We start from the raw sequence: 13,686 nt of genomic DNA on the forward strand, positions 1-13,686 counted from the left end.
CGGGCAAGCCCGCTCCCACAGGGTCCGAGGTGCTCCCAAGTCTTGGTCCCGACACAAAACCTGTGGGAGCGTGGCTTGCCCGCGATGCAGGCGACTCGGTCCTAAGGCTTGAGCGCCTTCTTCGGATAGATGTCATACCGACTGGACTTGCCATCCAGCGCGTGGCTTGGCTTCGGCCCGTCGATGCACGGCGCCTTGCGCGGGCGCTTGACCACCACCCGGTGGCTGGCCAGGGCCAAGGCGGCTTCGAGCAATGCCGGCGCATCCGGGTCATCACCCACCAGCGGCCGGAACAGGCGCATTTCCTTCTTCACCAGCGCAGTTTTCTCACGATGCGGGAACATCGGGTCGAGATAGATCACCTGCGGCGGCTCGCCTTCCCAGTTGCGCATCACTTCGATCGAGTTGCCCTTGAGCAAGCGCATACGCGCCACGATCGGCGCCACGTCGAAATCTTCCGCGCCACGGGCCAGACCGTCTTCCAGCAAGGCACCAATCAGCGGTTGACGCTCGATCAGGCTCATCTCGCAACCGAGGCTGGCCAGCACGAACGCGTCCTTGCCCAGCCCCGCCGTGGCATCCAGCACCCGCGGACGCACGCCTTGAGCGATGCCAACAGCCTTGGCGATCATCTGCCCGCTGCCGCCGCCGTACAACCGACGATGGGCCGCACCGCCTTCGACGAAGTCCACCCGCACCGGCCCCGGCGCATCCGGCCCCAGCTGTTGCAACTGCAAACCCTGGTCGCCCACCTGTAAGGCAAATTCGCCGTCCGCCACTTGCATCGGCAGGCCCAGGCGCTCGGCCCATTGCTCGGCTTGTGGCTCGAAAGCCGCGTCGAGGGCCTGGACATGGATGCGGCAGGCCGCAGGTTGATCAATCATCGGAAAACACGCTCAAAAAATTAATGATCGGCAAAAACGGCCGATAACAAAATTATCGAGCATTTTGCCAGAGCTGAGCGTCGACCGAGAGAAATGTCAGACATTCAACCCACAATCACAGGTTTTATCTCGCCCTACGGCGATTACAATCTGCGAAACACCCAGGCACTGAGCGGCGTCAGCCACATCTGGCAGGATTTCTTTGCCCGGGCGCTGGCTGAACAGTCGGGTGAAGTGCTGCCGCAATCGCTGAACTTTCCACCGGTCGATCTCGAAAGCCCTGTCGAACCGACCGTCGGCAGCGAGCTGCTGGAGCACATCGTGTCCCAGCGCGAATGCGAGGTGAAAGACAATGTAATCCGCCCGCCCGAGCCACTGTTCCTGCCGATTGCCGAATTCGAAATGGACCTGGCAGACAAACCACGCCCACCGTTCCCGACGGATGAAATCGTCGCCCAGCAAAAACAGCAGGACTTCGAAAGCGGCTGGGTTCGCCCGATCGTATTGAACGCCGGTCAGCCGGTGCCAGAAGCTGGCCATGCCCCGCAACCGCGTCTGCTGCACCTGCCCATCGCCGAATTCGAACTCGACCTGCTCGACAAGCCGTTCCCGCCGTTCTCGCCGGAAGAACGGCGGGAACAGCAGAAACAACTCGATTTCGACAATGGCTGGGCGCGCCCGATCATCTTGCAGAACCTGCGCATCGCCGCTTGACCCTCAGCCGCGCCCTCTTCCCTCAGCCTTTGAAAAACTGATTGGCCTTCTGATACGGCATCGACCGGGACGTGAAACCGAACGTGCCTGACGCCTGGATTTCTTCGGCGGCGCGAAAGAATTCACCATAGGCCGCCAATGCCAGCGCCGAACCGACGCTGATACGTTTGACGCCCATCTCACCCAACTGCGCGACCGTCAGCTTCAAGCCGCCCGACATCAACACATTCACCGGCTTTGGCGCCACGGCGCGCACCACCGCCAGCACGTCCTCGGCGCTGCGCAGACCCGGTGCATAGAGCACATCGGCACCGGCCTCGGCGAATGCCTGCAAGCGGCGTATGGTGTCGGCCAGATCAGGATTGCCGTGCAGGAAGTTTTCCGCCCGGGCAGTCAACGTAAAGTGGAACGGCAGACTGCGAGCGGCAGCCACAGCGGCTTCGATGCGCGCCACGGCATGTTCGAAACAATAGATCGGGCCTTCTTCGCGGCCGGTGGCATCTTCGATCGAACCACCAACGGCACCGACCTCTGCTGCGCGCAAGATACTTTTGGCGCAATCAGCCGGGTTGTCGGCAAAGCCGTTTTCCAGGTCCACGGCAACCGGCAGGTCGGTGGCGGTGACAATCGCCTGAACGTTCATCAGGGTGTCGTCGAGGGTCAATCCGCCATCGGCACGACCTTGGGAAAAGGCATAACCGGCACTGGTGGTCGCCAGCGCCTCGAAGCCGAGGCTGGCGAGCATTTTCGCAGAACCGGCATCCCACGGATTGGGAATCACAAAAGCCCCGGGGCGTTCGTGAAGGGCTTTGAACGCCTGGGCTCGAAGGGTTTGCGCATCCATTGGGCAGGCTCCTGAAGAGGGGAAGGAATCCGCCTCAGAGCAGGCCAAGTTGCTCGGCGACGGGTTCTCTGTATAGCTCAGGCAGCGCCGGCAAGCCAGGCAAACGCAGCATCAGCCTGGCGTGAAAGCGCTGCGCCAGCTTCGCGGCCAGCAGGTTGTCGGCCGTGTGCAGGAAGATATAAGGCGTGCGGCCTTCTTCGATCCATAGTGCGATTTTCTCGACCCAAGGCTCCAGGAATGTATCGTTGGCCTCAAGCGTCGGATGGCCGATAAAACGCACCTGCGGGAATTGCGTGAATGCCGCCGGACGCGGCGGCACACGGGGTTTCTTCGACTGGGCGTGGAGCACCGAGGGCTCGGTCGAAGTGCAACTGAACAGCGCACGGGGATCGAGACAGATGCGTTCGACTCCGCGATCCAGCAGCAGACGGTTGAGCATTCGCTCGCTGTCACCCTTGGCGAAAAACTCGTCATGCCGCACTTCCACGGCCAGAGGTCGCTGCAGGGCATCGATAAATCCGGCCAGTTCGGGCAAACGTTGGGGCGTGAAGCTTTTCGACAGCTGCAACCACAGTGGCGACACCCGCTCACCGAGAGGGCTGAGTAACTGAGTGAAGGTCTCGGCGGCGGTCAACTGCTCGCGCAGGTCACCGCCGTGGCTGATCTCGCCGGGAAACTTGGCGGTAAAGCGAAAGTGTTCGGGCATGGTCTCGGCCCAACGCTGCACGGTGCTGGCAGCCGGGCTCGCATAGAAGGTCGTGTTGCCTTCAACGGCATTGAAAACCTGGGAATAGAGATCAAGAAAATTGGCAGGTTTGGCGTCCGGCGGATACAGGTAGTCGCGCCAGGCGTTCTCGCTCCAGGACGGGCATCCGAGGTAATACGGCAAGAGCATCAGATGTACAGGTCGAGACCCAGCACATCCGCTTCCCAATCGACGAACCCGGCGGTGCTCAGGTAGCTGGCCAGGGCTGTCGCCACGCTTTTGCTCATGGCACGGTGGTAAATCATGTCTTGCTGACGGGCGGGAAGATTGCTCAGTTTTTGCGCAGAGGCTTTGGCAGCGCGGGCAGCCAGTTGCTCTTCAGTCGGGAATTCCAGTTCGCCTTCGATATCAATGGCGTCGTCTTCCACCACGCGGCCTTTGCGAGGTTTACGCTTGATGGGGTAGGACTGAGAGGAAACGCCGTCTATACGCATACGTGCATACTCGGAATCAGTGATGGCAGTTTAGTGGCGCATTTCCCACATCGCAAACCGCCGAGTGATAACTAGAACACATAAAAGGCAAAAGGTTTAAAAGCCGAGGCTAAAAATGACGATTGGTGGTGCCTGGAAAAGATCGCAGCCTGGGGCAGCTCCTACAGGGAAATGCGAGCGTCTGTAGGAGCTGCCGCAGGCTGCGATCTGTTAAGGCTTAACGCGCCTTGGGCGTCGCCACTTTATCGCGCAGATAAACCGGTTGCGCCTCATCAGCCACGATCGCCTCGCCGCGCTCCCAGGCAAATCGCGCCAGGGTCAGCAGGTCTTCGGCGTGGGGCAACATGCCCGCGTCCTGCCCGCTCAGGCTGACGGCGATACGCTCGCCATAGCCCCATCCGGTGCCTGCACCGAACCACTCGCCGCTGGCATCGGCCGGCAATCCAGCGGACTCCGGCGGCAGTACCGCTTCCGCACCCACCAGGCGCATTTCCCCGGCCGTTTCGCGGTAGCAACCCCAATACACTTCATCCATGCGCGCATCGATGGCGGCGGCGACCTGAGTGGCGCCGTGTTCGCGCAACGCACGTTGCGCCAGCACGGCCAGGTTCGACACCGGCAACACCGGGCGATCCAGGGCAAACGCCAGGCCTTGCACCACGCCGATGGCGATGCGTACGCCCGTGAAGGCGCCAGGGCCACGGCCGAACGCGATGGCATCGACCGCTTGCAGGGTGGTGCCAGCATCGGCCAGCAACTGCTTGATCATCGGCAACAGCTTCTGCGCGTGCAGGCGCGGGATCACCTCGTAATGGCTCGTGACCTTGCCGTCATGCAGCAAGGCAACGGAGCAAGCTTCAGTCGCGGTGTCCAGGGCCAGCAAGGTGCTCATCGATGTATCCACAAGAAAGATCAGAAAAAAGTGCGTCAGTATAAACAACTACGGCCCGCAAGCGGGCCGTGGATGATGTAGCAGATCAGACTTTTCAGCTCAGGGCTGCAAGCACCTTGGCGGTGATCGCTTCAACCGAACCGACGCCTTCGATGTGGCTGTACTGCGGCTTGCCATTGGCAGCCGACAGTTTCTGGTAGAAGTCCACCAGCGGCTTGGTCTGCGAATGGTAGACCGACAGGCGATGACGCACGGTTTCTTCGGTGTCGTCCTTGCGCTGTACCAGCTCTTCACCGGTGATGTCGTCTGTGCCAGCTACTTTCGGCGGGTTGTAGACGATGTGGTACACGCGGCCGCTGGCCTCGTGAACACGACGACCGGCGATACGCTGGACGATTTCTTCGTCTTCGACGGCGATTTCAACCACTGCATCGAGCTCGACGCCGGCCGTCACCAGGGCTTCCGCCTGGGGAATGGTGCGCGGGAAGCCGTCGAACAGGAAACCGTTGGCGCAGTCGGACTGGGCGATGCGGTCCTTGACCAGTGCGATGATCAGGTCATCGGACACCAGGCCACCGGCATCCATGATGCTTTTAGCCTTGATGCCCAACTCGGTGCCGGCCTTGACCGCTGCACGCAGCATGTCGCCGGTGGAGATTTGTGGAATGCCGAATTTTTCGGTGATGAACTTAGCCTGAGTACCTTTACCGGCCCCGGGAGCTCCCAGCAGAATGACGCGCATCGATGTGCTCCTCAATTTTTTATATAGATAACGTCAGATTCGCCTCGTGGGGCCAATCTCAAAAATAGGGTCGTGACCGCCCAAACGGCCAAAGGCTGATCAAGATACACAGCAGGGTGCGCCCACACAAGACGCCAAAAGTCGGAGAAACCGCTGCCTCTTGCGACCATTGCGCGCAGTTTGCCAAGTCGCAACCCCATCATTAACTGTCGCCTGACAGCACTTTTCAACCCGTCATACGGCGGCATCCGGCTCACCTGCCGGATGCCTGCCCCCACGGCAAAAATCTTAGCCGGTGTTACGCAAACCGGCGGCAATCCCCGCCACAGACACCAGCAAGGCCTGTTCTACCGGGCTGCCCTGCGCCACGTCCTGCACTCTTGAACGGGCCAGCAACTCGGCCTGCAATAGATGAAGCGGGTCGAGGTAAGTGTTGCGCAAGCGGATGAACTCAAGGGTCGCCGGGCTATGTGCCAGCAGCTGCGACTGCCCGGTCAGGCCGAGAACGATGGTGCACGCCTGCGACAATAGGTCGCGTAAGTGCGCACCCAATGGCAACAGATTCGGCTCCACCAGACGCTCATCGTAGGACTGGGCAATGTCGGCATCGGCCTTGGCCAGGACCATTTCCAGCATGTCGATGCGGGTGCGGAAGAACGGCCACTGCTCACGCATCTGCCCCAGCAGTTCGCCTTCGCCGCGCTCCAGGGCTTTGCTCAGGGCGGCTTCCCAACCCAGCCAGGCCGGCAGCATCAGGCGCGTTTGGGTCCAGCCGAAAATCCACGGAATCGCCCGCAGGCTTTCGATCCCCCCGGCTCGACGCTTGGCCGGACGACTGCCCAGTGGCAAACGGCCGAGCTCCTGTTCCGGCGTAGACTGGCGGAAATACTCCACGAACTGCGGATTTTCCCGCACCACGGCGCGGTAAGCGCTGACACCGTCTGCCGCCAGTTCGTCCATCAAATGGCGCCACTCGGGCGTAGGTGGCGGCGGCGGCAGCAAGGTCGCCTCCAGCACGGCGGCCAGGTACAGGTTGAGGTTCTGTTCGGCGATGTCCGGCAGGCCGAATTTGAATCGAATCATTTCGCCCTGTTCGGTGGTGCGGAAACGACCCGCCACCGAACCCGGTGGCTGCGACAGGATCGCCGCATGGGCCGGGCCGCCGCCTCGCCCCACGGTGCCGCCGCGACCGTGGAACAACAGCAGTTCCACTTGCTGCGCACGACAGATGTCCACCAAACGCTCCTGTGCCCGGTACTGCGCCCAGGCCGCCGCCGTGGTGCCGGCGTCCTTGGCCGAGTCGGAGTAGCCGATCATCACTTCCTGCGGCCCTTGCAGGCGCGCGCGATAGCCCGGCAACAGCAGCAGCTTTTCGATCACCGGGCCGGCATTGTCGAGGTCGGCGAGGGTTTCAAACAGCGGCACCACGCGCATCGGCCGCAACACACCGGACTCTTTGAGCAACAACTGCACGGCGAGTACATCGGAAGCCGCACCGGCCATGGAAATCACATAGGAACCGAGGGATGCCTCTGGCGCAGCGGCGACTTCCCGGCAGGTCGCCAAGACCTCGGCGGTGTCGGCGGAAGGTTTGAAGTACGCCGGCAACAAGGGACGACGATTGCTCAATTCGCGCATCAGAAAGGCGATGCGCTCTTCCTCGCTCCAGTCCTCGTAGCTTCCCAGACCAAGGTAGTCGGTGATTTCGGTCATTGCCGCGGTGTGCCGCGACGAGTCCTGGCGTACATCCAGACGAACAAGGAACAGACCGAACGTCACTGCCCGACGCAGGCAATCGAGCAACGGCCCGTCGGCGATCACGCCCATGCCGCACTCGTGCAAAGAGTGGTAGCAAAGTTCCAGCGGATCGAGCAGTTCGCGATTGTCTTGCAGCACATCGGCCGGTGCCGGCGTTGGCGTCGACAAGGCGGCGTGTGCCCAGTTGCGCGTCGCCCGCAGGCGTTCGCGCAGCTGTTTGAGCACGGCCCGGTAAGGTTCGGCGCTGTCACCCGCCTTGGCCTTCAATTCATCGTTGGCCTGCTGCATCGACAGTTCAGCGGCGAGGCGATCGACATCCCGAAGGTACAAATCGGCCGCCATCCAACGCGCCAAGAGTAAAACTTCACGGGTGACCGCAGCGGTCACGTTGGGGTTGCCGTCGCGGTCGCCGCCCATCCACGAGGCGAAACGAATCGGTGCCGCCTCCAGAGGCAGGCGCAGGCCGGTGGCGGCGTGCAGTGCCTGATCGGCCTTGCGCAGGTAGTTGGGAATGGCCTGCCACAGCGAATGCTCGATCACCGCGAAACCCCACTTGGCTTCGTCCACCGGCGTCGGACGTGTGCGACGGATTTCCTCGGTGTGCCAGGCTTCGGCGATCAGGCGTTGCAAGGTGATCTTGATCTGCTCGCGCTCGGCACTGGTCAGGTCACGGTGATCCTGCGCCGCCAATTGCGCAGCGATGGCGTCGTACTTCTGGATCAGTGTGCGGCGCGCGACTTCGGTCGGGTGCGCGGTCAATACCAGCTCGATCTCCAGCCGCCCCAGTTGCCGGGCCAGCGCTTCGGCGCCATGCCCCTCGGCGCGTAGGCGTGCGAGTAACTCCGGCAGCACCCGGGCTTCGAACGGCGCCTCTTGGGATTCCTCGCGGCGGTGAATCAACTGATATTGCTCGGCGATATTGGCCAGGTTGAGAAACTGGTTGAACGCCCGCGCCACCGGCAGCAATTCGTCTTCGGTCAATTGGTTGAGGCTGGCACTGAGTTCGGCGTCCATGGAGCCGCGCCGGTCAGCCTTGGCGCCCTTGCGGATCTGCTCGATCTTGTCGAGAAAACCCTCGCCATATTGCTCACGAATGGTGTTGCCCAACAGCTCACCCAGCAGGTGAACGTCCTCGCGCAAGCGTGCATCAATATCGGTCATCAGCAGGTCTCCAGCAAAAATCCGGGCGGCTAAGAACCTAAAGAGTGCCGCCCCAGACGGGTTCTTACAAGCAAGACGACGAAGGGACTGTAAACCTTGCCTGTTGAAGCTAGTCTGAAGATAAGCCGCACAATGGCTGTCGCCGGCCAATGCCGGACACTCACCCTGCCTGCCACGAGCGGGAGCGCAATGAGGTCAATATGAAAATCCGCGAGCTTGCCCACCACTGGGAAGAAAACGCCAAAGGTCGCCTGACCGACACCGGCTACTCGATTCATCTGGACGTGGAGTCTGCCGCACGGCTGGCCGCGCTCGTCGAGATGTACCCCAAGCGGCATCCCGAAGAACTGCTCGGCGACCTGATCGGCGCCGCGCTGGAAGAGCTGGAAAGAAGCTTCCCGTACGTCAAAGGTTCGACCGTGGTTGCCACCGATGAAGAAGGCGATCCACTGTACGAAGACATCGGACCGACCCCGCGCTTTCTGGCGCTGTCACGTCGGCATTTGCACGATTTGTCGGTGCCTGACGACAAACAGAAGCACTGATCGACAGCACTTTTCCAAGCTGCAAAAAACACCTGTTCCCGGGCCATCAAGGTCCGGGAATATCGCTTTGCGTCACAAAAAACCTTGATTTAGAGCCCTGCACATCTGATCACAGGTTTTTCCGTGCCGGGTCAATTTCTCTGAACTTTCAAAAAAAGCCTCGGGTCAACCCAAGTAACCACGCCTGGGACGAGTGTTTCAAAATACCCCGCTATTGATGGTTTCAGCGCATGCCCAGGGTGGACTTCGACGTTTTTCAGGAATTGGCCCAATGGAGTTGAAGACCATGAAAACCCGAACCGGAACCCCCTCATTTACCTGTTCGCAAAGCCTCAAACTGGCGGCGTTGGCCCTGGGCAGTTGCCTCGTCCTGGCCGGCTGCGCCGGTAACCCGCCGACCGAGCAGTACGCGGTCACCCAATCGGCCGTCAACGACGCCGTGAGCGCCGGCGGCACCGAGTTCGCCGCCGTGGAAATGAAGTCGGCCCAGGACAAGCTCAAGCAAGCCGAAATCGCCATGCACGACAAGAAATACGACCAGGCCCGGATGCTCGCCGAACAGGCCGAGTGGGACGCTCGCGTGGCCGAGCGCAAGGCCCAGGCGATGAAGGCCGAACAATCAGTGAAGGACGCTCAGAAAGGCGTCCAGGAATTGCGTCAGGAAAGCCAGCGCACCGTTCAGTAAGCGGCGCGGCACCCCGCATTCCCACTCCACTAAAAGGACGAAATCATGAAACCTGATCAATTGATGATCCCTGCCCTGCTGGCTGTCACCGTAGTCCTGGCGGCCTGCTCCACACCACCCAACGCCAACCTTGAACAGGCCCGCAGCAACTACACCGGCCTGCAAACAGATCCGCAAGCAGCCAAGGTTGCGGCCCTGGAAACCAAGGAAGCCAGCGACTATCTGGACAAGGCCGATAAGGCCTACAGGGACAAGGAGGACGCGGCCACGGTTGACCAACTTGCCTATTTGACCAACCAGCGCGTCGAAGTGGCCAAGCAGACCATCATCCTGCGCACCGCCGAGGCCAGTCTGAAAGATGCCTCGGCGCAACGGGCTCAGGCGCGCCTCGACGCCCGTGATCAGCAGATCAAACAGTTGAAGGACAGCCTCAACGCCAGGCAGACCGATCGCGGGACGCTGGTGACCTTCGGGGATGTGCTGTTCGCCACCGACAAGGCCGAGCTGAAAGCCAACGGCCTGGCGAACATCAACAAACTGGCGCAATACCTCCAGGAAAACCCCGAGCGCAAAGTGATTGTCGAGGGCTATACCGACAGCACCGGTACGGCGTCGCACAACCAGTCGCTGTCGGAGCGTCGCGCGGGCTCCGTGCGTGTGGCACTGGTGAAGATGGGCGTTGATCCGGCGCGTATCGTCGCCCAGGGTTACGGCAAAGAGTATCCGGTGGCGGATAACAGCAGCACCTCGGGCCGGGCGATGAACCGTCGGGTGGAGGTGACCATTTCCAATGACAATCAGCCGGTGATGCCGCGTTCGGCCATCAGTGCCAACACGCAATAAGTCGACATCACACAAAAACCTGTGGGAGCCAGTCTGCTGGCGATAGCGGTGTGTCAGTCAACATCAATGTTGAATGCACAATCGCTATCGCCAGCAGGCTGGCTCCCACATTGGTTCTGTATTGCCTGTGAGAATCGGTTTACTGCTCCAGCTTCTGCGGCGTCTCCTGCCCCATGCAGCGCACGGCTTTTTTCTTGCTGTCGACCAGCACGCCAGTCAGGCCTTTCTGATCCATATCGAACAGCACCAGCACGCCATCGATGCACTGCGCCACCTGGGCGGCCGGTTCCAGAGAGACTTTGTAGTCTTCGCCCGGAATGGTCTTGAGCATGGTGAATTCGTTGAGCAGCAACGCATCCTCGGGCTTGGCGAAGTGCAGGTAGCCGTACCACCACAGGGCACCGACGGTGCCGAGGATGCTGCAGATACCGGTGATGATCAGCGGGATGGCGTTACGTTCTTCACTCATTGCGGACTCTCTGGTGGTTCATCTTCAGAATTCGGGGGTGCCGGGTAATTGGGGATTTCACCCAGGCGGCGCAGACCGTTGAAATGCTGCGGGTCATCGAGATAACGCAGCATGACTTTACGCCAGACCGGGTTGGCGAACGTCTGCACATGACCGCCACGGGTCAGTTGCAGCACCCGCGGCGGCGGCGCAGCTTGATACAACCGGATGCCGTTGGAAAGAGGCACGATCGGATCGTCGATGCTGTGGTAGAGCAGTTTCGGCACATCCTTGAGTTGCGCCATGGAGTTGATCGCGCTGTCACCGTCCGGTACCAGCCAGGACAGTGGCACCTGGAACGTCCAGAACACCCATGAATTGCTCAACGCATACCGGCCGACACTGCGGTAACTGGCGGGGGCGCCATCGAGGACGATGGCCTTGAGCTGCTTCTGGCGTTCCGGGTGCTGAACCAGATAATGCACGGCCATCGAGCCACCGAGGCTCTGGCCGAGCAGGATCAGCGGCTTGCCTTTGACCTCCGGCGCCTGGTCGAGCCATTTGAAGGCCGCATCGATGTCCTGATAGATCGCCGGCAGGCTGGCTTCGCCTTCGGACAAGCCGTAACCGCGATAGTCCACAAGCAACACCTGGTAACCATTTTTCGGCAACCAAAAGCTCCCGCCGAGGTGCATGGGCAGGTTTCCGCCGTTGCCGTGCAAGTGCAGCACCGTGCCTTTGACCTCGACCCCCTGCTTCGCCGGCAGCCACCATGCATTCAGCTTGAGGCCATCGGCGGTGATCAGGGTGACGGTGCGGTATTCGAGCCCGGCCTTTTCCGGGGTGAACAACTGGCCGGGTTCGGGGTAGAACAGCAGTGAGCTGCAACCGTTCAAGGCCAGGAGAAGGCAGAGGATGCCGAGGATTCTCATCCGTTGAAACCTCGCGAAAAATGGCATTGGAATGCGTCTCCCCGTAGGAGCTGGCTTGCCAGCTCCTACGGGGAATATCACCAGCCTTACAGGATGTTGGAGTAATCCGCCTCGATCCGGTCCAGGCTCAGGTGGTTGAGGAAGTTGGAGAAGCACATCCACGCCGACAGCGCGTTCATGTCGCGGAACTGTTCCGGCAGGTACTTGGGCGGCACTACCAGGCCTTCGTCCACCAACTGGCGCAAGGTGCGCATGTCTTCCAGGGTGGTCTTGCCGCAGAACAACAGCGGTATCTGCTCCAGCTTGCCTTTGCGCACGGCCAGTTGAATGTAGTTGTAAATCATGATGAAGCCCTTGAGGTAGGACAAGTCTTTGGTAAATGGCAGACCTGTCGGCACCGAGCCACGGAAAACGCGACTGGCGTTGCTGTAGCTCTCGGGCATCTCGAAACCTTGCTCGCGGAAAAACTCGAACACCTGCAGGAAGTCCGCGCCCTCCTCCACCATGTGAATGGCGCGGGTGCGGTTGGTCAGTTTGCGCAGGCGGCTCGGGTACGAGGCGAAGGTGATGATTTCCATCAGGATCGCCAGGCCTTCCTGGGTCACCGTCGACGAGGGCGGGCCCTTGGCGAGGAAGGTGCAGATCGGCTGGTTCAGGCCGTTGAGGGTGGTGCCGACATGCACCAGCCCTTCATGAACTTCCAGCGCCCGCACGTCGCGCTCGTTGAACATCGCGTCGGCGCGGATCTTGATGTAGTCGGCGCCCGCCGCCGCATCGGCGACGATGCCGTCGGACTCGAACACCCGAATGGTTTCCTCGGCCTCGCCGAACACCTTGTTCAAGCGGTGTTGCAGCAGGCTGACGGCGTCCTTGGCGGTCAACGTCTTCGGTTCGTCCTTGAGGTCGCCACGGCCGTCGATGTTGTTCAGGTATTCGGACAACATCATGCCCAGGTCAGACAGCGTCGGGTCGCCGGCGTGGAATGCGTCGGACGCGGCGCCGTACAACTCCTGGGAAATCAGGCCGAAATCCTCGGTGCCACGCGCTTCGAGCATACGCACCACCATGCGGTATTCCTTGCACATGCGCCGCATGATCTGGCCGACCGGGTTGAACTGACCGAGCTGGCGGGTAATGTCGCGCTCGATGTTCTGGAACTCCAGCTTCACTTTGCTGGAATCGAACGCCAGCGGCCGGTTGAGGTAGTAGTCGCGGTCTACCGCCGGCATTTCCTTGCCCTTGGCCTTGAGGAAACCCTTGCGAATGTTGTCGTCCCATTTGACCGCATCGAGGACGCGGATCGGTGTCTGCGCCAACACGATGCGATCGGACAAAATGCGTATCGACTGTTGGTAATCGTCCACGCGAAACTCCTGTAGAAACCCGTTGGTGCCGGTTATTTGGCTTTGGCCTGACGCTGGTAGCGCACCGCTTCGACGAACACATCGGAATTGGCCGGGTCGTCGAGGTAGGCCGCGACTTGATCCATGTTGCTGTCGATCAATACGCCGTAGCCGTCGTTAGTCTGGAAGCTTTCACCGCTCAGGGCTTTTTGCTTCATGGCCTGGTTGATCTGGTCGAGGTCGAGGTTGTACACCACCAACTCATGCTTGTCGGTCAGCTCAACCCCCCCAATGGTGAAATGCCCGCCGAATTGCGCCGGCACCCTCGCCGACAGATACCAGCGATTGCCATGGCGCGACAGGGTAAACGGATAGGCTTCACGTTCCTTGGGCCTGGCCCGGTAGTAGCTGACGGCCTGATAGCGGTTGTCGCCGATGCGGGTCAGTTCGAGGTTGAGCGGCTCGCCCCAGGCATTGGTGCTGGTCCATTTGCCGAGCAATCCTTTGGGCGCGGGTTCGCTTGTGGGTAGCGGCTCCCTGAAGGTCACCAGACAGCCATTGAGCAGCAGGAACGACAAGGCGATCACAACGACACGCCAGGCTTTCATTCAATACTCCCTATGAACACACCGCTGACCTGTAGGAGCTGCCGCAGGCTGCGATCTTTTGATCTTGTTTTTCAAAAGATCGCAGCC

Annotated in this window: 15 protein-coding genes; 4 read left to right on the plus strand and 11 right to left on the minus strand. The window is 60.8% G+C overall.

Going from position 1 to position 13,686, the window contains the following annotated elements:
* Window positions 1–101: 101 nt before the first annotated feature.
* Window positions 102–884 carry a class I SAM-dependent methyltransferase gene (locus AC1DWG_RS12955; RefSeq protein WP_477763904.1) on the minus strand — a complete coding sequence of 261 codons (783 nt, stop codon included), beginning with the start codon at window positions 882–884 and terminating at the stop codon, window positions 102–104.
* Window positions 885–977: 93 nt separating this feature from the next.
* On the opposite strand from AC1DWG_RS12955, the gene AC1DWG_RS12960 reads away from it, so the two are divergent.
* Window positions 978–1,598 (plus strand): energy transducer TonB, encoded by a 621-nt coding sequence (locus AC1DWG_RS12960; protein ID WP_477787867.1) that lies wholly within the window; start codon window positions 978–980, stop codon window positions 1,596–1,598.
* 22 nt (window positions 1,599–1,620) lie between these two features.
* On the opposite strand, the gene AC1DWG_RS12965 is transcribed toward AC1DWG_RS12960, so the two are convergent.
* From AC1DWG_RS12965 to ppc, 6 genes are all read right to left on the minus strand, one after another.
* Window positions 1,621–2,442, minus strand: a complete 822-nt coding sequence (locus AC1DWG_RS12965; protein WP_477763906.1) for an isocitrate lyase/PEP mutase family protein — start codon at window positions 2,440–2,442, stop codon at window positions 1,621–1,623.
* A 34-nt stretch (window positions 2,443–2,476) separates the two neighbouring features.
* A complete protein-coding gene (locus AC1DWG_RS12970) occupies window positions 2,477–3,337 on the minus strand; it encodes a DUF72 domain-containing protein (RefSeq protein ID WP_477763907.1) in 861 nt (286 codons plus the stop codon).
* Window positions 3,337–3,642: a hypothetical protein gene (locus AC1DWG_RS12975; RefSeq protein ID WP_057716196.1), complete on the minus strand. Its 306-nt coding sequence runs from the start codon at window positions 3,640–3,642 to the stop codon at window positions 3,337–3,339. Before AC1DWG_RS12975 ends, AC1DWG_RS12970 begins: the two co-directional genes overlap by 1 nt.
* A gap of 217 nt (window positions 3,643–3,859) precedes the next feature.
* A complete protein-coding gene (gene tsaB / locus AC1DWG_RS12980; protein WP_477752363.1) occupies window positions 3,860–4,534 on the minus strand; it encodes a tRNA (adenosine(37)-N6)-threonylcarbamoyltransferase complex dimerization subunit type 1 TsaB in 675 nt (224 codons plus the stop codon).
* Window positions 4,535–4,628: 94 nt separating this feature from the next.
* On the minus strand, window positions 4,629–5,276 hold the full coding sequence (gene adk, locus AC1DWG_RS12985) for an adenylate kinase (RefSeq protein WP_477752362.1): 648 nt from the start codon (window positions 5,274–5,276) through the stop codon (window positions 4,629–4,631).
* A gap of 288 nt (window positions 5,277–5,564) precedes the next feature.
* Window positions 5,565–8,195 carry a phosphoenolpyruvate carboxylase gene (gene ppc / locus AC1DWG_RS12990; RefSeq protein ID WP_477763908.1) on the minus strand — a complete coding sequence of 877 codons (2,631 nt, stop codon included), beginning with the start codon at window positions 8,193–8,195 and terminating at the stop codon, window positions 5,565–5,567.
* Between the two features lie 200 nt (window positions 8,196–8,395).
* Here ppc and AC1DWG_RS12995 point away from each other — a divergent pair, with 200 nt between their 5' ends.
* The 3 genes from AC1DWG_RS12995 (at window position 8,396) to lptF (ending at window position 10,268) form a co-directional block, all read left to right on the plus strand.
* Entirely contained in the window at window positions 8,396–8,740 is a 345-nt protein-coding gene (locus AC1DWG_RS12995; protein ID WP_414873990.1) for a pilin assembly protein, read from the plus strand.
* Window positions 8,741–9,011: 271 nt separating this feature from the next.
* Complete coding sequence (locus AC1DWG_RS13000; protein WP_223458323.1) at window positions 9,012–9,425, plus strand: DUF4398 domain-containing protein; 414 nt, start codon at window positions 9,012–9,014, stop codon at window positions 9,423–9,425.
* A gap of 45 nt (window positions 9,426–9,470) precedes the next feature.
* On the plus strand, window positions 9,471–10,268 hold the full coding sequence (gene lptF, locus AC1DWG_RS13005; protein ID WP_477787868.1) for a lipotoxin F family OmpA-related lipoprotein LptF: 798 nt from the start codon (window positions 9,471–9,473) through the stop codon (window positions 10,266–10,268).
* Between the two features lie 139 nt (window positions 10,269–10,407).
* Here the strand turns inward: lptF and AC1DWG_RS13010 are convergent, their stop codons facing one another.
* The 4 genes from AC1DWG_RS13010 to AC1DWG_RS13025 all read right to left on the minus strand — a co-directional run bounded on the left by AC1DWG_RS13010 (window position 10,408) and on the right by AC1DWG_RS13025 (window position 13,599).
* A complete protein-coding gene (locus AC1DWG_RS13010) occupies window positions 10,408–10,737 on the minus strand; it encodes a hypothetical protein (RefSeq protein ID WP_477752359.1) in 330 nt (109 codons plus the stop codon).
* The gene (locus AC1DWG_RS13015; RefSeq protein ID WP_477752358.1) at window positions 10,734–11,648 is read right to left on the minus strand and encodes an alpha/beta hydrolase; all 915 of its coding nucleotides are present in this window, start codon (window positions 11,646–11,648) and stop codon (window positions 10,734–10,736) included. The genes AC1DWG_RS13010 and AC1DWG_RS13015 overlap by 4 nt, the downstream gene beginning before the upstream one ends.
* 86 nt (window positions 11,649–11,734) lie before the next feature.
* Entirely contained in the window at window positions 11,735–13,012 is a 1,278-nt protein-coding gene (locus tag AC1DWG_RS13020) for a flavohemoglobin expression-modulating QEGLA motif protein (protein ID WP_477752357.1), read from the minus strand.
* A gap of 32 nt (window positions 13,013–13,044) precedes the next feature.
* Window positions 13,045–13,599 (minus strand): hypothetical protein, encoded by a 555-nt coding sequence (locus tag AC1DWG_RS13025; protein WP_477787869.1) that lies wholly within the window; start codon window positions 13,597–13,599, stop codon window positions 13,045–13,047.
* Between the last annotated feature and the right edge of the window lie 87 nt (window positions 13,600–13,686).

This window comes from Pseudomonas sp. P4_B3 (genome assembly GCF_056402295.1).

Excerpts from the sequence above, each read along its gene's own strand:
- AC1DWG_RS12955 (WP_477763904.1), bottom strand. The coding sequence starts at position 884 with ATGATTGATCAACCTGCGGCCTGCCGCATCCATGTCCAGGCCCTCGAC.
- AC1DWG_RS12960 (WP_477787867.1), top strand. The coding sequence starts at position 978 with ATGTCAGACATTCAACCCACAATCACAGGTTTTATCTCGCCCTACGGC.
- AC1DWG_RS12965 (WP_477763906.1), bottom strand. The coding sequence starts at position 2,442 with ATGGATGCGCAAACCCTTCGAGCCCAGGCGTTCAAAGCCCTTCACGAA.
- AC1DWG_RS12970 (WP_477763907.1), bottom strand. The coding sequence starts at position 3,337 with ATGCTCTTGCCGTATTACCTCGGATGCCCGTCCTGGAGCGAGAACGCC.
- AC1DWG_RS12975 (WP_057716196.1), bottom strand. The coding sequence starts at position 3,642 with ATGCGTATAGACGGCGTTTCCTCTCAGTCCTACCCCATCAAGCGTAAA.
- tsaB (WP_477752363.1), bottom strand. The coding sequence starts at position 4,534 with ATGAGCACCTTGCTGGCCCTGGACACCGCGACTGAAGCTTGCTCCGTT.
- adk (WP_477752362.1), bottom strand. The coding sequence starts at position 5,276 with ATGCGCGTCATTCTGCTGGGAGCTCCCGGGGCCGGTAAAGGTACTCAG.
- ppc (WP_477763908.1), bottom strand. The coding sequence starts at position 8,195 with ATGACCGATATTGATGCACGCTTGCGCGAGGACGTTCACCTGCTGGGT.
- AC1DWG_RS12995 (WP_414873990.1), top strand. The coding sequence starts at position 8,396 with ATGAAAATCCGCGAGCTTGCCCACCACTGGGAAGAAAACGCCAAAGGT.
- AC1DWG_RS13000 (WP_223458323.1), top strand. The coding sequence starts at position 9,012 with ATGGAGTTGAAGACCATGAAAACCCGAACCGGAACCCCCTCATTTACC.
- lptF (WP_477787868.1), top strand. The coding sequence starts at position 9,471 with ATGAAACCTGATCAATTGATGATCCCTGCCCTGCTGGCTGTCACCGTA.
- AC1DWG_RS13010 (WP_477752359.1), bottom strand. The coding sequence starts at position 10,737 with ATGAGTGAAGAACGTAACGCCATCCCGCTGATCATCACCGGTATCTGC.
- AC1DWG_RS13015 (WP_477752358.1), bottom strand. The coding sequence starts at position 11,648 with ATGAGAATCCTCGGCATCCTCTGCCTTCTCCTGGCCTTGAACGGTTGC.
- AC1DWG_RS13025 (WP_477787869.1), bottom strand. The coding sequence starts at position 13,599 with ATGAAAGCCTGGCGTGTCGTTGTGATCGCCTTGTCGTTCCTGCTGCTC.